At 46.9% G+C, this 20,107-nt stretch carries 19 protein-coding genes and 1 pseudogene; 17 read left to right on the top strand and 3 right to left on the bottom strand.

Annotated features, from left to right (window positions below; translation table 11 throughout):
* The first annotated feature begins 56 nt into the window (after window positions 1–56).
* Window positions 57–896: a pirin family protein gene (locus ACH19P_RS00275; RefSeq protein WP_462156560.1), complete on the top strand. Its 840-nt coding sequence runs from the start codon at window positions 57–59 to the stop codon at window positions 894–896.
* Between the two features lie 12 nt (window positions 897–908).
* A complete protein-coding gene (locus tag ACH19P_RS00270; protein WP_462156559.1) occupies window positions 909–1,889 on the top strand; it encodes a glutathione S-transferase family protein in 981 nt (326 codons plus the stop codon).
* A gap of 43 nt (window positions 1,890–1,932) precedes the next feature.
* Here the strand turns inward: ACH19P_RS00270 and ACH19P_RS00265 are convergent, their stop codons facing one another.
* From ACH19P_RS00265 to ACH19P_RS00255, 3 genes are read right to left on the bottom strand one after another with little or no spacing between them, the layout of a single operon-like run.
* Window positions 1,933–2,169, bottom strand: a complete 237-nt coding sequence (locus ACH19P_RS00265) for a hypothetical protein (protein ID WP_462156558.1) — start codon at window positions 2,167–2,169, stop codon at window positions 1,933–1,935.
* Window positions 2,147–2,584 (bottom strand): phage holin family protein, encoded by a 438-nt coding sequence (locus ACH19P_RS00260; RefSeq protein ID WP_462156557.1) that lies wholly within the window; start codon window positions 2,582–2,584, stop codon window positions 2,147–2,149. The genes ACH19P_RS00265 and ACH19P_RS00260 overlap by 23 nt, the downstream gene beginning before the upstream one ends.
* On the bottom strand, window positions 2,584–2,889 hold the full coding sequence (locus ACH19P_RS00255; protein ID WP_462156556.1) for a DUF883 domain-containing protein: 306 nt from the start codon (window positions 2,887–2,889) through the stop codon (window positions 2,584–2,586). Before ACH19P_RS00255 ends, ACH19P_RS00260 begins: the two co-directional genes overlap by 1 nt.
* 420 nt (window positions 2,890–3,309) lie before the next feature.
* Here ACH19P_RS00255 and mraZ point away from each other — a divergent pair, with 420 nt between their 5' ends.
* The 15 genes and pseudogenes from mraZ (at window position 3,310) to ftsZ (ending at window position 20,095) form a co-directional block, all read left to right on the top strand.
* Window positions 3,310–3,768 carry a division/cell wall cluster transcriptional repressor MraZ gene (gene mraZ, locus ACH19P_RS00250; RefSeq protein WP_462156555.1) on the top strand — a complete coding sequence of 153 codons (459 nt, stop codon included), beginning with the start codon at window positions 3,310–3,312 and terminating at the stop codon, window positions 3,766–3,768.
* 39 nt (window positions 3,769–3,807) lie between these two features.
* Window positions 3,808–4,746: a 16S rRNA (cytosine(1402)-N(4))-methyltransferase RsmH gene (gene rsmH / locus ACH19P_RS00245; RefSeq protein WP_462156554.1), complete on the top strand. Its 939-nt coding sequence runs from the start codon at window positions 3,808–3,810 to the stop codon at window positions 4,744–4,746.
* Window positions 4,743–5,069, top strand: a complete 327-nt coding sequence (ftsL, locus tag ACH19P_RS00240; RefSeq protein WP_462156553.1) for a cell division protein FtsL — start codon at window positions 4,743–4,745, stop codon at window positions 5,067–5,069. Before rsmH ends, ftsL begins: the two co-directional genes overlap by 4 nt.
* Window positions 5,066–6,888 (top strand): annotated as a pseudogene (locus tag ACH19P_RS00235) (peptidoglycan D,D-transpeptidase FtsI family protein). Before ftsL ends, ACH19P_RS00235 begins: the two are co-directional and overlap by 4 nt.
* Window positions 6,881–8,350, top strand: a complete 1,470-nt coding sequence (gene murE, locus ACH19P_RS00230; protein WP_462156552.1) for a UDP-N-acetylmuramoyl-L-alanyl-D-glutamate--2,6-diaminopimelate ligase — start codon at window positions 6,881–6,883, stop codon at window positions 8,348–8,350. The pseudogene ACH19P_RS00235 and the gene murE overlap by 8 nt, the downstream one beginning before the upstream one ends.
* Window positions 8,347–9,732, top strand: coding sequence for a UDP-N-acetylmuramoyl-tripeptide--D-alanyl-D-alanine ligase (locus ACH19P_RS00225; RefSeq protein WP_462156551.1), 1,386 nt, complete (start codon window positions 8,347–8,349; stop codon window positions 9,730–9,732). Before murE ends, ACH19P_RS00225 begins: the two co-directional genes overlap by 4 nt.
* A complete protein-coding gene (gene mraY, locus ACH19P_RS00220) occupies window positions 9,732–10,814 on the top strand; it encodes a phospho-N-acetylmuramoyl-pentapeptide-transferase (protein WP_462156550.1) in 1,083 nt (360 codons plus the stop codon). Before ACH19P_RS00225 ends, mraY begins: the two co-directional genes overlap by 1 nt.
* Window positions 10,815–12,143: a UDP-N-acetylmuramoyl-L-alanine--D-glutamate ligase gene (gene murD / locus ACH19P_RS00215; protein WP_462156549.1), complete on the top strand. Its 1,329-nt coding sequence runs from the start codon at window positions 10,815–10,817 to the stop codon at window positions 12,141–12,143.
* A complete protein-coding gene (gene ftsW, locus ACH19P_RS00210) occupies window positions 12,140–13,363 on the top strand; it encodes a cell division protein FtsW (protein ID WP_462156547.1) in 1,224 nt (407 codons plus the stop codon). Before murD ends, ftsW begins: the two co-directional genes overlap by 4 nt.
* Window positions 13,360–14,415 carry an undecaprenyldiphospho-muramoylpentapeptide beta-N-acetylglucosaminyltransferase gene (gene murG / locus ACH19P_RS00205; protein ID WP_462156546.1) on the top strand — a complete coding sequence of 352 codons (1,056 nt, stop codon included), beginning with the start codon at window positions 13,360–13,362 and terminating at the stop codon, window positions 14,413–14,415. Before ftsW ends, murG begins: the two co-directional genes overlap by 4 nt.
* Complete coding sequence (gene murC / locus ACH19P_RS00200) at window positions 14,415–15,890, top strand: UDP-N-acetylmuramate--L-alanine ligase (protein WP_462156545.1); 1,476 nt, start codon at window positions 14,415–14,417, stop codon at window positions 15,888–15,890. The genes murG and murC overlap by 1 nt, the downstream gene beginning before the upstream one ends.
* Window positions 15,887–16,798 carry a D-alanine--D-alanine ligase gene (locus ACH19P_RS00195; protein WP_462156544.1) on the top strand — a complete coding sequence of 304 codons (912 nt, stop codon included), beginning with the start codon at window positions 15,887–15,889 and terminating at the stop codon, window positions 16,796–16,798. The genes murC and ACH19P_RS00195 overlap by 4 nt, the downstream gene beginning before the upstream one ends.
* The gene (locus ACH19P_RS00190; RefSeq protein ID WP_462156543.1) at window positions 16,799–17,578 is read left to right on the top strand and encodes a cell division protein FtsQ/DivIB; all 780 of its coding nucleotides are present in this window, start codon (window positions 16,799–16,801) and stop codon (window positions 17,576–17,578) included. It begins immediately after the preceding gene.
* Window positions 17,575–18,804: a cell division protein FtsA gene (ftsA, locus tag ACH19P_RS00185; RefSeq protein ID WP_347390207.1), complete on the top strand. Its 1,230-nt coding sequence runs from the start codon at window positions 17,575–17,577 to the stop codon at window positions 18,802–18,804. The genes ACH19P_RS00190 and ftsA overlap by 4 nt, the downstream gene beginning before the upstream one ends.
* A 22-nt stretch (window positions 18,805–18,826) precedes the next feature.
* Window positions 18,827–20,095: a cell division protein FtsZ gene (ftsZ, locus tag ACH19P_RS00180; protein ID WP_462156542.1), complete on the top strand. Its 1,269-nt coding sequence runs from the start codon at window positions 18,827–18,829 to the stop codon at window positions 20,093–20,095.
* The last annotated feature ends 12 nt before the right edge of the window (window positions 20,096–20,107 follow it).

Here is a 20,107-nt window from a genome sequence, read left to right as displayed (position 1 = left end):
TTACTTTACACAAAAATGCACACTACACTGGGATATCGACAATCTGGAGGTGTGTTATGAACATCCTACATGTATTTAAAGCGCAACCAACTCAAGATGGGGATGGTGTGAACATTCAGCGTATTCCTGGCTTCGATGGTCGCTTCCTCGATCCGTTTTTAATGATTGATGAGTTGAAGTCAGATGATCGTCAGGACTTCATCGGCGGTTTCCCAGCTCACCCTCACCGCGGTATAGAAACCTTTACCTACATTATTAAAGGTGGCTTTGAGCACCGCGATCATATGGGTAACAAAAAGGCTGTGCGCAGTGGTGATGTGCAATGGATGAGTACTGGCCGAGGTGTTGTGCATAGTGAAATGCCCTTGGCTGATAGCGAAGGGCTCCATGGCTTCCAAATTTGGATCAATATGGACAGCGCGGACAAAATGAATCCACCGCTTTACCAAGATTCGAGTGAGTCAGGATTGCCAGTTGAGGATAACGGTCAAGGTCTTGCACTCAAAGCCTTAGCGGGAAGCTGGCAGATAGGTGATAAAACAGTGGTATCGCCATTAACGCGACTTTCAGCAAGCGCCGCGATAGCCGATGTGTCTATTGATTCAGGCTCACAAGTAGATTTACCAGCAATGCAAAGCGAGACCGCACTGGTATACATACACTCAGGTTCTCTAACTGTGCAAGGTAAGCAGTACACCAGCGGCACCCTACTTATTGTTGACCCGCGAGAGCCGATTAAAGCTCAGGCCGATGAACAAGCAGGATTTTTGATGTTAAAAGGACAGCCGTTACAACAGCCGATTGCCCATTGGGGTCCTTTTGTAATGAACACGCAAGAGCAGCTTCATCAAGCCGTTGAAGATTACCGCCAAGGCCGCTTTGGCACGATAGCATAAGGAGCACACACTATGGGATTACTCATTGAAGGTAAATGGCACGACAAATGGTATGACACCGAAAGCAGCAATGGTCAGTTCAAGCGAGAAGGCGCGCAGTTGCGCAATTGGGTGACCAGCGATGGTCGCCCAGGCCCAAGTGGAGAGGGCGGCTTTGCAGCAGAGAAAGATCGCTATCATTTATACGTTTCGTTGGCGTGCCCATGGGCACACCGTACGTTGATTTTTCGTGCGTTAAAAGGTCTGCAGGATTACATCAGCGTTTCTGTGGTCAGTCCGGATATGTTGGAGCAGGGTTGGACTTTCGATAAAGCTTCTGGGAGTTCGGGTGATGATTTGTATCACAGTGAGTTTATGCACCAAATTTATACCCGTAACAATCCTCAATATAGCGGACGCGTGACGGTTCCAGTTCTGTGGGACAAGCAACAACAACGAATAGTCAGTAACGAATCAGCGGAAATTATCCGCATGTTTAACGACGCGTTTAATCACCTGACGGACAATCAGCTTAACTTTTACCCTCAAGCTTTACGCTCCCAAATTGATGACGTTAACGAGTTTGTGTACGACAAAATCAATAATGGCGTGTACAAAGCGGGCTTTGCCACCACGCAGAAAGCATACGAACAGGCATATCACAGCTTATTTGCGGCATTGGATGAATTGGAAGTGCGATTGAGCAAACAGCGTTACCTCGTCGGCGAGCAACTCACCGAAGCCGATTGGCGTTTGTTCACTACTTTGATCCGCTTTGATACTGTGTATTTTGGCCACTTTAAGTGTAACCAGCGTATGTTGGAAAGTTATGAAAATATTTCGCAGTACGTACGCGATTTATATCAAGTTCCAGGTGTTGCGCAAACAGTCAATTTTGAGCACATTAAGCGTCATTATTACTTTAGCCATACGATGATAAACCCCACTCAAGTTGTACCAGCGGGGCCTAAACTCGACTTCACTCGGCCGCATAATCGTGTATTTTTGAAATAAAGAAGAAAAAGAGCGCCTGCTAAAGTGGCTGGCGCTCATATAATTATAAAAACAGTCGCGCTATGCGGATAATATCAAACGATATTGTGCCTTTTATCCACCCTGCTAGTGCTCCAGCTGAAAATGCGGCCAATACGCCCTTAGGTTGACATATCAACTCTCCCCCTTGTTCATGCAATTGTTGCTTTTGAATAGCAATAAGCTGTTTGCGAATGAGTGCTTGTTCTTCAAGTAGCTGCGCATAGCGCTCTTGTGAGTTAAGAAGTCGCTTCGCTAGCATCGCTTTGCTCCTGCTGTGTGGTGGAAGAAATTACGTTAAGCGTGCGGGAAAAGCCGATGCGCTCGATTGCCGGACCAAGTTGCCCCAGCAACCAGCGAATGAGTAGGCCTTGTAGAATGATAATGACAGCTGCACTAATGAGCACCGAGTCCCAAATTAGGTAGAGTAAGTAAGCACTCGCTCCCAATAAGCTTAGCCAAACGACAATGGCGCTCATCGCGATAGCAACAATCAACCCGACGGTAAGTAACAATGCTTTAGCACTGAGTTTCGCTTCTGTTTTGGCCAACTCCCCGACGCAGCTTGCTTGCGATAAGTAATCAGAAATCAAGCGTTGAAACAGTGCTGCGGCCCCAGTGAGTGAGGCGTCGGTTTGACTGGTTTGCTGTTCCCCCGAGGCGTGCTCTGCACTCATCAGCGGCGTCTCATTAGTGAAGTGAATATCATCCCCGCCACAAAGGCTAAGCCTGCACACAGCAAAGGATTTTCTTTAGCGAAAGCCTTAGTGCGGTTAATTGAGTCTTGCAAGCTTTGCTCTAGTTGCTCTTTTTGTTGCGCAACAGATTCCTTGGATTGTTGCGCATGGGTTCGTACATATTGCTCGGCATCTGCAGCTTTATGCGCCATTTTATCAATGGTTTCGTGTGCAGCCTTTGCAACTTGCTCTGTGGTCGGTGCTTGGGAAGGATGCTCTGTAGTGCTGTTTGGTTTTGTACTCACGACTTTTTCCTTTTAATCATCTGTAATCAAACTCAACGTGTCTCATCATAATGCAACTTCCATAAAAACAGTAAGTTACAAATTTAAGATTTTCCTCCTTAAAGCCTAGTACAAAATAATGGAGTTTGTTCCTTATTGTTTTACAAGAAAATAGTTGAATTCATTCATCATCTGAATAAAAAGTGAACGTTTGCGCACTCGGTAAGAATCTGATCCACTTTTTTCCACCTAATTCAGCAACTTCCTTTAAAGCCGCATTTTATCTGGGGTTGAGCGCTATTTTAGATATTTTCATTGCTTGACAAAAAGCCTTGTCAAGCCCTAGACTGTAGTTCAGTGGGAAATTGTGGGTATAAGTGGATCATTGTGGATCAACTTCTCACAAAAAATAACAGCAACAAAACGGATGGCAACTAACGCATGTTTCGCGGCACGAGCACACTTAGCCTTGATGACAAGGGCAGGTTTGCGATACCAACCAAGTATCGTAACCAGCTGCTTGCGGACAATGGCGGCGAAATTATATGCACAATCAATATCAGCGATCCGTGTTTATTGCTGTACCCCTTGAGCGAATGGCAAATTGTTGAACAACGCCTGGCGTCTCTGCCCAATATGAAACCCAGAGCAAAACGCATGCAGCGTCTCGTTCTCGGTAACGCTATGGACTACCAACTAGACAAAAACGGCCGCGTGCTGTTAGCGCCGAATCTTCGTGATTATGCCCAGTTGGGTAAGAAAGTTGTGCTGGTGGGTCAATTAAACAAGTTTGAAATTTGGGATGAAGCGCTGTGGCAAAAACAAATGCAGGACGACATCGCGCTCGAGCTAGGACAAGAATTTGAACAGGATGAAGATCTACTCGATTTTTCATTCTAAACCGATTGGTCAAACCATAGGTAAACCTAAAGGGTACGCATGAGCGAAGAATTTCAACACATCTCCGTACTGATGACGGAAACTATCGATGCACTCGCTATTAAGCCAGACGGCATATACATCGATGGTACATTTGGTCGTGGCGGCCACTCAGCAGAGATTCTTGCGCGTCTAGGAGACACTGGTCGTCTTCAGGCAATTGACCAAGATCCAACAGCGATTAAAGCGGCTGAACGTTTTGCTGATGACGCACGTTTTAGTATTGCTCATAGCCGCTTTTCGCGACTAGATGAAGTGGCACGTGAGCAAGGCTTAACTGGCAAAGTAGACGGTATTTTGCTGGATATTGGTGTGTCTTCACCACAGCTGGATGACGCAGGACGTGGTTTCAGTTTTATGAAAGACGGTCCGCTGGATATGCGTATGAATCCAGAGCAAGGCCGCAGCGCAGCCCAATGGCTTGAAGAAGCAGAATTAGAAGACATGGTGTTTGTGTTTAAGAAATATGGCGAAGAAAAGTTTGCTCGTCGTATTGCCACCAAGATCATTGAAACACGTGAGCACACAGCGATTACATCAACGGCGCAATTGGCGCAGCTGATTGATGAAGCGGTACCGGTGAAAGACAAACATAAGCACCCGGCAACGCGCACATTCCAAGCGATCCGTATTTATATCAACAGTGAGTTAGAAGAGATTCAAACCGCGTTGCAAGCGTCGCTCGAAGTGTTGAAACCGGGTGGCCGATTGGTGGTTATTTCGTTCCACTCATTGGAAGACAGAATTGTAAAACAGTTTATTAAGAAGCAGAGCAAGGGAGAGGCTGTGCCTAGAGGTCTGCCGTTAACCGATGCACAACTAAAACAACAGTTGACGCTAAAGGCAGTAGGCAAAGCCATTAAGCCGAGCGATGAAGAAATCGCTCGCAATAGCCGTGCGCGCAGCTCCGTCCTTCGTGTAGCCGAGAGATTGGGATGAGCCAACAACAAGCAAGACGCCATCCAAATCTCATCGTCGAGATTATACGGGGATTGTTTGACAATAAAATCACGTTGGGGCTGCTTTTTTCTATCTTGGTAACTGCGTTAGCCATCGTGCAAGTAACGCATTTATCGCGTGCTGAGTTAATCGCGCAGGATAAATTACTGCAAGAGCGTGATGAACTCGATTTGAATTGGCGTTACCTATTAGTGGAAGAAGAATTTTACTCGCAGCATGCGCGTATTGAAGAGATTGCAACTGAGCAATTGAAAATGAAGCGCCCTACGAGTGAAGACGAAGAAGTGGTGATAGTGCAATGAATGCAGCTAAACGCAAAAAGGCATCAAATAACCTAATTACATGGCGCTTTGTACTCGTGTGCAGCGCTGTGCTTATGGTGTTTGTTACCTTGGTCGCACGTGCTGCGTATTTGCAGGTGATTGAGCCAGATAAAGCGCGCAGCGAAAACGCTAAACGCACGGTGCGTGTGGAAAAGCTTCATGTACAACGCGGCATGATTTTTGACCGTCAAGGTAAAGAGCTGGCGGTCAGTGTACCTGTAGTGAGCGTGTATGCAGACCCCAAAGCAATCGATAAATATCTGCAAAAGAAAGTCACTGCACGCGCCAAAAAACAAGGCCAAGATCCCCAAGACATATTGGACAGGCCTGAGCACCTCGCCGAGCTAAAAGAAGCGTTTTACAAACAAGACATGCGTTGGCGAGAACTGGCCGACGTATTGCGTTTAGAGCGCGGTAATGTTGATACTCGTTTGGTGGGTGATAAAGATCGCCGCTTTGTTTATCTTAAACGCCAAGTAACACCTGCTGTAGCCAATTATATCGACGAATTGAATTTACCTGGGGTACACCTGCTTGACGAATCAAAGCGTTATTATCCTGCGGGTGAAGTGACGGCACACGTATTGGGTTTCACCAATATCGATGGCCACGGCATCGAAGGTATTGAAAAGCTTTATGATGACGCGCTTACTGGTACCGAAGGTCGTCGTACTATTCGTAAAGATGCGCGTGGTCGTGAAGTGGCGGTGTTGGACGAGCGTCAACGTGTTGAGCCAGAAGACATTCAACTTTCGATTGACCAGCGTATTCAAGTTATTGCTTACAAAGCGCTTAAATCAGCGGTTTTAACCTACAAAGCGACTTCTGGCTCGGCCATGGTGGTGGACGTTAAAACAGGCGAAATTTTGGCGATGGTCAATAGTCCATCATTCAACCCAAATAACCTAGAAAATGCGGCCCCTTATAAACGCCGTAACCGTGCTATCACGGATTTATTTGAGCCAGGCTCAACAATTAAGCCTCTGTCGGTTTTAGCGGGCTTGGATTATGGCAATATCAAAGCCACTGACACCATCGACACTTACCCTGGATGGATGCGCGTGGGCGGCAGCCTAGTTCAAGACCCTCGTAATCACGGTGAAATGACTCTTCGCGAGATTCTCAAAGTCTCAAGCAATATGGGAGTGGCGAAAATCACCAAGACTTACCAAAGGATTACTTCGTTGGTCTGTTCGAGCGTGTGGGTTTTGGCAGCGACACCGGCACGGGCATGGTCGGTGAAAGCAGTGGTTTATTTTCCCCTGACCGCCGTTGGTATGACTTTGAAATTGCAACACTATCATTTGGTTATGCTATTTCCGTAAGTACAGCACAACTGGCACGCTTTTATGCCACATTGGGCTCCGGCGGAATTTCGCGGCCGTTAACCATCCTTAAACAAGAACAACCGATGCAAGGTGAGCGTGTGTTTCAAGAGCAGCACGTGAAATCGGTTGTTGAGATGATGGAAAGTGTCTTTGAAAAAGGCGGCACGGCATCGAAAGTGAAAGTCGATGGTTACCGAGTTGCGGGTAAAACAGGCACCTCTAAAAAAGCCGTAGCGGGTGGCTACGGTGATGAATACGTTGGTTACTTTGCTGGTGTCGGCCCAGTGTCAGACCCTCGTTTGGCCGTTGTTGTGATGGTCAATGAACCGGGTGGCGACGTTTATTACGGCGGTGCCACTGCTGGACCTGTATTCGCAGAAATTATGTCTAATGCGCTGCGCATTCTCAACGTAGCGCCTGATTTAGAACCCGTTGCCAACCTAGCAAAGAAAGGAGGTGGAGATGCGTAATCTTCGCGAAGTACTCGCCCCTTGGGGAATTGATACCGAGATAGGCTTGGTTAATGAGTTACAACTAGACAGTCGTCGTGTGCAAAGCGGCGATGTTTTTGTTGCGATAAAAGGCCACCTGCTAGATGGTGGTCAGTTCGTACAGCAAGCGATTGAAAGTGGCGCCAGTGCGGTTATCGCAGACAGCCGTTGCGAGCTGAATTTTCAGGATGAACGTGTCATTGTCGTTGACCGTTTGAGTTTACGTTTAAGTGAACTTGCCGCACAGTTTTACGGCCAGCCCAGCCATGGCTTTGATTTAGTGGGTGTCACTGGCACTAACGGTAAGTCTTCTACTACAGCGATGATCGCTAATTTGGCCAAACACTGCCACAAAAGTAGTGCAATTATAGGTACCTTAGGTTGGGGTGAGGCAGATAACCTGAATGAATTAGCAAACACTACGCCTTCGAGTGTTGAGCTCCAGCAAATTTTTGCTCAGTTAAAACAACAGCATAAAGACTTAGTCGCGATGGAAGTGTCATCGCACGGCTTGATTCAGGGCCGCGTATCTCACAGCCAATTCAAAGCGGCTGTGTTTACCAATTTATCGCGCGATCACCTTGATTACCACGGCGATATGCAAAGCTATGCTGATGCCAAACTGATTTTGATGCGTGATTGTGATGCGCAAATGGTGGTGCTCAACCAAGACGACAGCGTTGCCCAAGGTTGGATTGACCGCTATGCCTTCGATAATCTCATTTGCTATGGTCGCGAAACCTTGCCTCCTCAGTATGGAAAATATGTATATTTTTCGGATGTTGAATATCTCCCCCAAGGCTTAAAAGCCTATATCACCAGCAGTTGGGGGGACGGAGAAATTGAGTTACCTCTGTTTGGCGAATTCAATCTTTATAATGCTTGTGGCGCGATAGCAACCCTGCTGGGGTTAGGCTACCCATTGGCAGCATTGCTTGACGGTGCAAAGTCCTTACAGCCGATTGCTGGGCGTATGCAAGCGTACACCGCAAAGGGCAAATCAACCTGTGTGGTTGATTATGCGCACACTCCTGACGCCCTTGAGTTGGCGTTGGATGCACTGCACAAACATGCACACGGCAAAGTAACCTGCGTGTTTGGCTGTGGTGGCGATCGAGACAAAGGCAAGCGCCCGATGATGGCCAAAGCAGCGCAGAAATACGCTCATCGTATCGTTGTCACTAGTGATAATCCGCGTAGCGAAGACCCTCAAACAATCCTCGATGACATCAAGACGGGCTTTAGCGCCAATGTTGATGTGCATTATGAAGTGGACAGAGCGAAAGCTATTACCGTTGCGATTAATGAAGCACAACAAGGCGATATTGTCTTGATTGCGGGCAAAGGCCACGAGGATTATCAAATTATTGGCAGTGAAACCATCGCATTTTGCGATCGCACCCTTGTGCAACAGGTATTAGCGCAAGGAGAAAACGCATGATTAAGATGGACTTAAACTGGCTAGCAAACGCCTTAAATATCAATTTCGAAGGCGACAATGTGAGTGTCAGCAATATCAATACAGACACTCGCACATTGTGTAGCGGTGAAGTATTTCTTGCGCTTAAAGGCCCTAATTTTGATGGTCACAAGTTTATCGAAGTTGCCCAGCACCAAGGTGCTGTGGCGGTGATTGTTGATCATAAAGTTGATACCACATTACCGCAGTTGGTAGTCAAAGATACGCGTATCGCCTTAGGCCAAATTGGTGGGGCGGTAAAGCAACAAGTTGCGCCAAAAACGATTGCTATCACCGGCAGTGTGGGCAAAACCACAGTCAAAGAAATGTGTGCCGCAATTTTGGCAACCAAGGGATCTGTGCTTGCGACAAAAGGTAACTTCAATAATGACATTGGCGTGCCTCTAACGCTATTACGTTTAGAAGAACACCATGAATACGCGGTGATTGAACTCGGCGCTAATCATATCGGTGAAATAGCGTATACCACTTCACTTGCTAAGCCAGATGTTGCGGTCGTTTGTAATGTGGCTGAAGCGCACTTGGAAGGATTTGGCTCGCTGCAAGGTGTGGCCACGGCTAAAGGCGAGATTTTTCAAGGCCTACCAGATAACGGTGTAGCTGTGATCAATGCGGACAGTGAATTTAAGCAGCAGTGGTTAGACAGTCTAGGAACACGCACGGTCAAACAGTTTTCAGATAAACAACACCTTGACGTGTGGGCTGAAGATGTGACGTTAGATGCCTTTGCACGTCCTACCTTTACCCTTTGCACTGTAGATGAGCGCAAGAAGATAAGTTTACCTATGCCGGGTGAGCACAACGTTACGAACGTGATGATTGCTGCAGCGTTAACCAGCAGTCTTGGTTGCTCTTTAGAAGATGTAGCCGAGGGCCTAGGTAACATGATTCAAGCTAAGGGTCGCGTTAATCTTATTGAAGTTTCAAGTCAGCTTACAGTCATTGATGACACTTACAATGCTAACGTGAGATCGGTACAAGCTGCGATTGATTTGCTCGCCAAAGTGCCAGGATATCGTGTGTTGGCATTGGGTGATATGAACGAGCTTGGTGAAGGTGCGCGCGAGTACCATCAGCAAGTGGGTGAGTATGCTAAACAGCAAGGTATTGAAGCCGTTTATTCTCTGGGCGTATTAAGCCGTTACGCCAGTGATGTCTATGAACAAGCCGAGCGCCACTTTTCGGGGCGTGAACAACTCCTAGAGCAGATGCTAGAGGACTTTGGTCAGACACAACAAAAAATTACGGTAGTCGTGAAGGGATCGCGCAGTTCTCGCATGGAGCTCCTAGTAGAAGATTTAGTTGTGCATGGCAAAAAGTTAGCCAGCGAGGGAGAGAAGTAATGTTAGTTTGGCTAGCTGAATACCTGACCCAGTTTTACAGTGGGTTTAATGTTTTTTCATATTTAACACTGAGAGCCATCTTAGGCATTCTCACTGCGTTAATGTTGTCTTTGTACTTTGGTCCAAAACTGATTGCAGCATTGCAGCGTATGCAGATTGGTCAAACTGTTCGAGATGATGGTCCGCAATCGCATTTAAGTAAATCAGGCACGCCGACTATGGGTGGCTTATTGATCTTGGGCTCAATTTTTACCAGCACCTTGCTGTGGGCAGATTTGAGCAACAAATATGTGTGGGCAACCCTGTTTGTAATTGGTTCGCTCGGTATTGTTGGTTTTATTGATGACTACCGTAAAGTGATCCGCAAAGACCCTAAAGGCCTAATTGCTAAGTGGAAATACTTCTGGCAATCAGTGATAGCGTTAGTGGTGGCTTTTGCGTTGTATGCAAGCTCACAACAAGCCGCAGAAACTGCGCTAATCGTGCCATTTTTCAAAGATGTGATGCCACAACTTGGCCTGTTCTACATCGTCATGACCTATTTCGTTATCGTGGGTACTTCTAACGCAGTGAACCTCACTGACGGTCTTGACGGTTTAGCGATTGTGCCAACCATTTTAGTGGCCTCAGCGCTGGCGATTATGGCTTATGTATCAGGCAACGCAAACTTCTCTAGTTACTTACATCTACCGCACCTACCGTTAACGAGTGAACTGGTTGTGGTGTGTACCGCTATCGTTGGTGCCGGTCTCGGGTTCCTTTGGTTTAACACCTATCCGGCGCAAGTTTTTATGGGTGATGTAGGTTCGCTTGCCCTAGGTGGAGCACTTGGCATCATCGCGGTGTTAGTCCGTCAAGAATTGGTATTAGTGATCATGGGCGGTGTGTTCGTTATGGAAGCTTTGTCGGTGATCCTACAGGTGGGATCCTACAAATTGCGTGGCGAACGCATATTTAGAATGGCGCCTATTCACCACCATTATGAATTAAAAGGCTGGCCAGAGCCGCGCGTCATCGTGCGCTTTTGGATCATCTCTATTGTTTTAGTTCTAGCAGGACTAGCAACGTTGAAGATCAGATAAATGGGCTATTTAGAAACGCTAAAAGATAAACGTATCGCTGTGCTTGGGCTGGGTATTTCCGGTCTGGGCACTGTACGCTTTTTGCATGCTCATAATTTACAACCTGTGTTAGTTGATTCGCGTGAGCAAGTGCCTACCCAGATCTGGTTAGACTCACATGTTCCGCACCTTGAGCAGCGTTTCGGTCCACTTGCGAATGCCGATTTACCCTCGTTTGATGTCATTTTAATTGGTCCTGGTCTGGCTTTGGCTACTCCTGAAGTACAGCTGGCGCTATCAGCTGGCGTAGAAGTTATCGGTGACGTTGAACTCTTTGCTCGCATTAATACTAAACCAGTGCTAGCTGTAACCGGTTCAAATGGTAAATCTACCGTCGTTTCGCTACTCGCTAATGTGCTTGAATGCGGCGGTTTACATGTCGGACTCGGTGGCAATATTGGCACTGCAGTACTTGATTTGCTTGCCCAAGATGCAGATGCCTACGTATTAGAGCTCTCAAGTTTCCAATTGGAAACTACAAGCAGCCTCAAGGCAAAAGCGGCCTGTATTTTAAATCTGTGCGAAGACCACATGGACAGATACGATGACATGTCGGGTTATATTGACGCTAAACAACGTATTTACCAAGGATGTGAACTGGCGATTTTCAACGCCAGCGACAAAGACACTTTGCCAACGAATGGCGCTGAGTCACTGAGTTTTGCATTAGACAATGCTGACTATCACATTATGCTGCACAAAGGCGAAGCGTACTTCGCATTCCAAGGTCAGCCAATTTTGGCTTGTAGCAAAACGGTATTGCCGGGCAGTCACAATCGCTTGAATGTGCTCGCCGTAATGGCTATGTGCCACAGTTTTGAGTTTGACGCAGGTGTATTTGAACGGGCGCTACTTGAATTCAAGGGCTTAGACCATCGTTGTCAGTACGTTGACACCATCAAAGACGTACGTTACTTCAATGATTCTAAAGCCACCAATGTGGGCGCAACAATCGCGGCAATTAATGGTCTTGCAGAAGAGCCCGGTCGCTTAGTATTGATTGCCGGTGGCGATGCTAAAGGCGCTGATTTATCTCCACTGCGTGAACCGCTAGCGCAGTATGTGGATGAACTTATCTGTCTAGGTAAAGACGGTGGTGCAATTGCTGCGCTTAAAGCTGGAAGCCACATTGTGATGGATATGGTAGAAGCTGTGCGATTAGCAAAATCTTTAGCACAGCCACAAGACATCGTATTATTGGCGCCGGCCTGCGCCAGCCTAGATATGTACGCCAATTACATGGTCCGCGGCAATGACTTTGCACGCAATGTGCAGGAGGGTGAGCTATGACATGGGATAGAATCAAAGATCTTTTCCAACTCAAACCTTCAGGCCAATTGTACGATGTACCGTTGCTTTATAGCCTAATTTGTTTGATTGGTGTGGGCTTTGTCATGGTGACGAGCGCCTCTATGCCAGAAGGTGAGCGTTTATTCGATAACCCCTACCACATTATGTATCGCCAAGCGGCCTTCATTGTTCTGGGCGCTATTCTTTTTATGATTGCCATTAGTGCGCCAATGCAGTGGTGGAAGGTCGCCAATCCGTATTTGTTGTTTATGGGTTTTGGTCTGCTTGTCGCTGTATTGGTGGTGGGTAGCGAAATTAATGGTTCGAAGCGCTGGATCCCGTTCGGGCCTATCAACATTCAGGCTTCTGAAGTTGCAAAACTTTTCTTTTTCAGTTACTTAGCTGGTTATTTGGTTCGTAAGCGTGACGAAGTGCAAGAGAATTTTAAAGGCTTTGTGAAACCGATTAGTGTATTTGTTGTGTATGCCGGTCTCATTCTATTGCAGCCTGATTTAGGCACAGTGGTGGTGATGTTTGTGACTACGGTTGGCTTACTGTTTTTAGCGGGTGCAAAGTTGTGGCAATTCTTCGCATTAATGCTTTCGGGCATTGGCCTAGTAATCGCCCTGATTGTGTTTGAACCTTATCGTTGGGCACGTGTCGTTGGCTTCTTGGAACCTTGGGATGATCCATTCGGCAAAGGTTATCAACTGGTGCAGTCACTCATGGCGTATGGCCAAGGTGGCTGGTTCGGCCAAGGTCTAGGCAATAGCGTGCAAAAACTACAATACATGCCGCACGCGCACAACGATTTCATTTTCGCTGTAGTTGCAGAAGAACTCGGATTTGTCGGTGTATTCACCGTACTAGTTTTACTGGGAACCTTAGTCTTTAGAGCGCTGTTAATTGGTCAACGTGCATTGAAAGCCAATAAAGAATACGAAGGCTATTTAGCACTGGGTATTGGTATCTGGTTTGCGTTTCAGAGCATGGTAAATGTGGGGGCAAGTGCCGGTATTTTGCCAACCAAAGGTCTGACGTTGCCATTTATCTCTTACGGTGGCTCGAGCCTTTTGGTGATGGCAATCGCTGCGGGTGTTTTGCTGCGCATTGATTTTGAAACCAAAATGGCAACGAAACAGGCAACCTCGCGTGGTAATACTCGTTCAACGCGTCGTAGTACACAAAATTCTGCAGCAGTAGTTCAGGAGGCTGCATGAGTAAACGTTTAGTCGTTGTTGCTGGTGGCACTGGGGGACATATTTTCCCCGGTATCGCAGTGGCTCACTACTTACAAGCCAAAGACTGGCAAGTATCATGGATTGGAACTGATGATCGTATGGAAGCAGATGTCGTACCAAAACATGGCATCGAAATCGATTTTATCCGCGCTCAAGGCGTGCGTGGAAATGGCGTTAAACGCTTAGTAAAAGCGCCTTTGATGGTGAGTAAAGCGTTCATGGAAGCACGCCGAATTTTGAAAACACGTCGCCCCAGTGCTGTATTAGCGATGGGTGGATATGTCACGGGCCCTGTAGGTTTAGCCGCGAAAAGTCTGGGTATCCCGCTGGTGATTCATGAACAAAACGCAGTTGCAGGGATGAGTAACAAGTTATTGGCAAAAATTGCCAGCAGCTGTTTAGGGGCCTTCCCAGGCGCACTACCACAAAAAGACTTTTCAGTAGTCGGTAACCCTGTGCGTAAGTCGTTAATGGATATTGAACCTGCAGAAGTAAGTTCGCCAATCAATATTCTGGTGGTTGGTGGTTCACTTGGTGCTCAGGTGCTTAATGACACGCTGCCCGAGACGTTTGCAGAATTAGCAAAACAACATTCCTTATCTGTTTGGCATCAAACAGGTAAAGGTCGCTCAAATATTGTGAGCGAGCAGTATCAAGCGTTAGCGCTTGAAGCCAAAGTAACTGAATTTATTGATGATATGGACGCTGCCTATAGCTGGGCAGATCTTGTTATTTGTCGCGCAGGCGCGTTAACGGTGAGCGAAATAGCAGCCGCTGGGAGAATGGCCTTATTTGTGCCTTTTCCTCATGCCGTTGATGATCACCAAACTGCCAATGCAAGCTATCTAACTGACAATGATGCGGGGTTGTGTATGCAACAAAGTGATTTCAATGCCGTGTCGGTCATCGAATTATTAGCGCCGTATTTTCAACAAACTGAATTAATGACCGAGATGGGCAAGCGTGCGAAAGCACTGGCCAAGCTCGATGCAACAGAGCAAGTTGCGAAAGAATGTGAGCAGTATAGTTAATGACTTTGACAACAAATACAGCCCTAAATCAGGGCAAGCAACGAGACGAGCATCAACGCCCTGCCATGCGCCGCGTTGAAACGATCCATTTTGTCGGTATTGGCGGCGCTGGTATGGGCGGCATCGCAGAAGTGTTAGCCTACGAAGGTTACCGCATTACTGGTTCAGACATTGCTCAAAGCGCGATGACAGAACGCTTAATTAAAGCCGGCGCAGAAGTGTTTATTGGCCATGACCAAAATAACGTAAAAGATGCGTCAGTGGTCGTGGTCTCGACAGCTATTAACGAACAAAACCCTGAAATTATCGCAGCACGACAAGCACGTATCCCGATTGTTCGCCGCGCAGAAATGCTGGCTGAGTTGATGCGTTTTCGCCACGGTATTGCTATTGCTGGTACACATGGAAAAACCACAACAACAAGTTTAGTTGCCAGTATTTTCGCTGAAGCGAACTTAAATCCGACGTTTATCATCGGTGGTTTGCTTAACAGTGCTGGCAGTAATGCCCGTGTGGGTTCCAGTCGGTTCTTGATTGCTGAAGCAGACGAGAGCGATGCGTCGTTTTTGCATCTTCAACCGATGGTTTCTGTGATCACCAATGTTGAAGAAGATCATATGGATACCTATGAAGGTAGCCTAGAAAAAATGAAAGACACCTACGTGGAATTTATCCACAACTTGCCTTTCTATGGTCTTGCGGTGGTGTGCATTGACTCGCCCGTGGCACGCGAACTTGTACCGCGTTTTTCTCGTCAGGTAACAACCTATGGTGAAAGCGCTGATGCGGATTATCGCCTTGAAAACTTCAGCCAAGATGCGAGCACCTGTACGTTCAGCGTGATCTCAAAACAAGGTGAGCGCTTGGATGTGAAGCTCAACATGCCAGGTAAGCATAACGCGCTCAACGCAACTGCAGCCATTGCTGTGGCGAAAGATGAAGGCATTAGTGATAGCGCTATTTTGAGCGCGTTGGAAAAATTTGAAGGCATTGGCCGTCGTTTCCAACATTATGGCGAATTTACCAACGAGCGTGGTCAAGCCATGTTGGTGGATGATTATGGTCACCACCCAAGTGAAGTTGCGGTCACTATCAAAGCGGCGCGTGACGGCTGGCCGCAAAAACGTTTGATCATGATTTATCAACCACACCGTTATAGCCGTACGCGTGATTTATACGAAGATTTCGTCAAAGTATTAGCGGAAGTCGATCAATTAATTTTGTTAGATGTGTACGCTGCAGGCGAAGAGCCAATTGTCGGAGCAGACTCAAAGAGCCTGTGTCGCAGCTTGCGCAAAAGAGGTGTTGAGCCCATCCATGTTGCTGATCATGATGAATTAGCCAATGTGCTGGCCACCACATTAGGTGAAGATGATCTGATCATCACTCAAGGTGCGGGCAATATTGGTCAGTTGGTGAAAATGCTGGCAGCAACAGAATTACAAATTGAAAAATTAGAGCAGGTGTCATCATGAGTCAGCAGTTTGGCAAAGTAGCAGTTTTACTCGGTGGATCGTCAGCTGAACGCGAAGTGTCACTTAAGTCCGGTGCAGCAGTGCACAGTGCATTAGTTGAATCCGGTATCGATGCCCATTTATTTGACCCTGCAAGTCGCCCACTGCACGAATTACTTGAAGGTAAGTACGATCGCGTGTTTATCGCTCTGCATGGTCGTGGCGGTGAAGACGGTACGTTACAAGGTGCACTTGAGTTTATGGGCTTGCCTTACACGGGTTCAAGCGTGCTGGGCTCAGCCTTGGCTATGGATAAAATTCGCTGCAAGCATCTATTCCAAGTGGCGGGATTGCGCACTGCACCTTATGCGGTCGTGGATAAAAAAGCGGGTTATGACTGCGACGCGATTATGGCTGAGCTTAGCCATGTGATGGTGAAGCCATCTCACGAAGGTTCCAGTATTGGTATGGCTGAAGCACATAATGCGCAAGAACTCGAGACGGCGCTGCAAGCGGCCTTTAAGTTTGATGATCAAGTATTGGTTGAACAGTGGATCAGTGGCCGCGAATTTACCGTGTCGATTTTGGCGGATAAAGCGTTGCCTGTTATCGAAATGCGCACGCCAACGGGGTTTTACGATTACCAAGCAAAATACCAATCCAGCACGACAGAATATTATTGTCCAGCAGATTTGACTGCTGAGCAAACCAGCCAACTACAAGATATGGCGGAAAAAGCGTTTAACTTGGTAGGCGCTCAAGGCTGGGGACGTGTTGATGCGATGCAAGGTGCGGATGGTGAGTTCTATTTGCTAGAAGTGAACACCGTTCCGGGCATGACGGAAAAGTCTTTGGTGCCAATGGCAGCAAAGGCAACCGATGTGAGCTTTGCGCAGCTTGTGGTGAAAATTTTGGAGCAGACCCTGTAAATGGCTGATATAAGGGAAAAACTAAGTGGCGTGAAGCAACGAACCAATTGGTCGTTGTTATTCGGCGTAAGTTTTTTTCTGGTTGTTCTGTTTTTAGTTATCAAATTGACACTGAATTTTTCAGATTGGTTGGTGCGAGACAAAGATGCACAGTTGAGACAGTTACAAGTATTGGGCGAGCCAAAATACACCCAAGAACAGGCGATCATTGGTGCGATTAAACAAGCGGATTTAGACAGCTTTTTTGACCTAGATGTAAAGCAGGTACAAAAACTCGTCACTGATTTGCCCTGGGTAGCGAGCGCTTCTGTGCGTAAGCAATGGCCAGATACGCTGCAAGTGTACGTAGTAGAGCACGAAGCAGTGGCTTTTTGGAACGATGATCAGTTGCTGAACCGTAAAGGCGAGGTGTTTTCAGCACCACAAGAGCAACTAGGTACAGCGTTACCCGAGTTGTTTGGTCCTGAAGGCAGTGAAATTGAAGCATGGCAGACCTTTTCACGCTTTCATGAGTTGTTTGCGGTTAATGGTTTAACACTAAAAAGTTTAGCCTTGTCCGAGCGTTTTGCTTGGCAGTTATGGTTAGACAATGGCATCCGCTTAAATTTAGGGCGTGATGATAAAGCACAACGTGTGCAGAGATTTATTGATGTCTATCCGCACTTGAAAAAACGTCAAGATGTGCAGGTAGATGTTGTTGATTTGCGATATGATACCGGGCTAGCGGTGCAGTTTAAGCCGCTAGAAGTAACGGAAGAAGAACAAAAGAGTAAGGTATGACCAAGTCAGTAGAACGTAATCTTGTTATCGGCTTAGATGTCGGCACTTCTAAAGTAGTGGCGACAGTAGGCGAAATCACCGATGACAATAAGCTCAGCATCGTTGGTGTTGGCCGCCAAGTATCCCATGGTATGGATAAAGGTGGAGTCAATGATCTGAACTTGGTCTCAGAATCTATTCGTCGCGCAATTGATGAAGCGGAACTAATGGCTGATTGCCGTATCAGCTCAGTGTATCTGGGCATTTCCGGCAAACACATCCAATGCCAAAATGAAACGGGCGTTGTGGCTATTAATAATACTGAAGTCACCGATGAAGACATCGACAATGTTATTCACATTGCTCGTTCTGTGCCTATTTCTGCAGAACGTAAAATGCTGCATGCGCTGCCGCAAGAATACAGCATCGATATGCAAGAGGGCATTAAGAATCCTCTAGGCATGAGCGGTGTGCGTATGGAAGCAAAAGCACACATCATTACCTGCTCTAATGACATGGCGAAAAACATTGAAAAATGTGTTGAGCGCTGTGGTCTGCAAGTCGATCAGCTTATCTTTAATGCCCTTGCATCGTGTTACTCAGTCTTAACCGAGGATGAAAAAGAGCTCGGTGTGGCCGTGCTCGATATCGGTGGCGGTACAATGGATATCACTATCTACATAAATGGTGCATTGCGTCACTCTGCGGTTATCCCTGTTGCGGGTAATCAGGTAACGGGTGATATCGCGAAAATTTTCCGCACACCCATTTCTCACGCTGAGGCAATTAAAGTACAGCATGCGTGTGCAAGCAGCCAAATGGCAAGTAATGAAGACCAAATCGAAGTGCCCAGTGTAGGCGGACGCCCTTCGCGCATTATGTCTCGTCACACTCTGTCAGAGGTTGTAGAGCCGCGCTTTAGAGAATTATTTGAATTGGCGTTAGAGGAAATACGCCGTTCTGGTTTTGAAGATCAAATTGCTGCTGGTTTAGTTGTGACCGGTGGTAGTTCAAAAATGACTGGTGCGTTGGAAGTGGCTGAAGACATTTTCCAAATGCCGGTACGAATCGGTAGTCCGTTAGGGATAACAGGATTAACTGATTATGTTAGCGATCCTTCGTTTGCAACCGCTGTTGGTTTGTTACAATATGGTCGGACCATGCAGTCGATCAACGCAACAAAATCAAAAGCGGACGAGGGTAACTGGTGGAACCGTATTACCAAATGGTTCCAAGGCGAATTTTAGTACTCAAGTCGGAGAGTAAAAAATGTTTGATATGATGGAAGAACACAGCGAAGAAGCTGTTATCAAAGTAATAGGTGTAGGTGGTGGTGGCGGTAACGCCGTTGAACACATGGTGCAACAGCACATTGAAGGCGTGAAATTTATCACGGCTAACACTGATGCTCAGGCACTACGTAAATCATCTGCAGATGTCACGGTGCAACTAGGCACACAAATCACGTCTGGTCTAGGTGCGGGCGCAAACCCAGAAATCGGTAAAAAGAGTGCCGAAGAAGACGCTGAAACAATTAAAAGCGCATTAGAAGGCGCGGATATGGTATTCATCGCTGCTGGTATGGGTGGCGGAACAGGTACCGGGGCGGCGCCTGTTGTTGCGCGCATTGCAAAAGAGATGGGTATCTTAACAGTTGCTGTAGTGACACGTCCGTTCGATTTCGAAGGTAAAAAACGTGCTGCTGCAGCGGATCAAGGTATCAGCGAATTAGCTGAAATCGTTGACTCATTGATCACTATCCCAAATAACAAGTTATTAAAAGTGTTGGGTAAAGGCACAACACTTCTAGATGCGTTTGCGAAAGCGAACGACGTACTTTACGGCGCGGTGCAAGGTATTGCAGAGCTAATTACGCGCGCAGGTTTGATCAACGTGGACTTCGCCGACGTACGTACAGTAATGTCAGCAATGGGTACGGCAATGATGGGTTCAGCAGCAGCATCAGGTCCTGACCGTGCGCAAGAAGCTGCAGAAGCAGCTATCTCAAGCCCACTGCTTGAAGATGTCGATTTAACCGGTGCGAAGGGTATCCTTGTAAATATTACAGCGGGTATGGACTTATCAATCGAAGAATTTGAAATCGTTGGTAACCACGTAAAAGCGCTAGCGTCTGAAAACGCTACGGTTGTCGTGGGTACTGCTATTGATATGGAAATGAGTGATGAACTTCGTGTAACTGTCGTTGCGACAGGCCTAGGTGGCGATCGTCGTCCTCAGTTCGGTGTGGTTGATAACGGCTTTAAACGTGCGGCAGGTTCAGATGTGAACGCTCAGAGCACGCAAAGCACGCATAATACATCTATGTTTGTGCCAAGCTTCGCAACGCAAGGAACTTCTTCAAGTTTTGAAGAGTCAAAACCGACAGAAGAGTCAGTAAGCTCAGCTTCAGGTTCTGTAGCGCAAACTGCAACAAATGCTCCGAGCCAAGAAACTAAGTCGGCTCCAAGCAGCAAAAAGCAGGATGATGGTGGTGATTATTTCGACATTCCAGCATTCCTGAGAAAACAAGCTGATTAGTGTAAAAAATAA

Source organism: Pseudoalteromonas sp. GB56, assembly GCF_054923835.1.
Note: the sequence above shows the minus strand (reverse complement) of the source record. Positions and strands in the feature narration are given on the sequence as shown.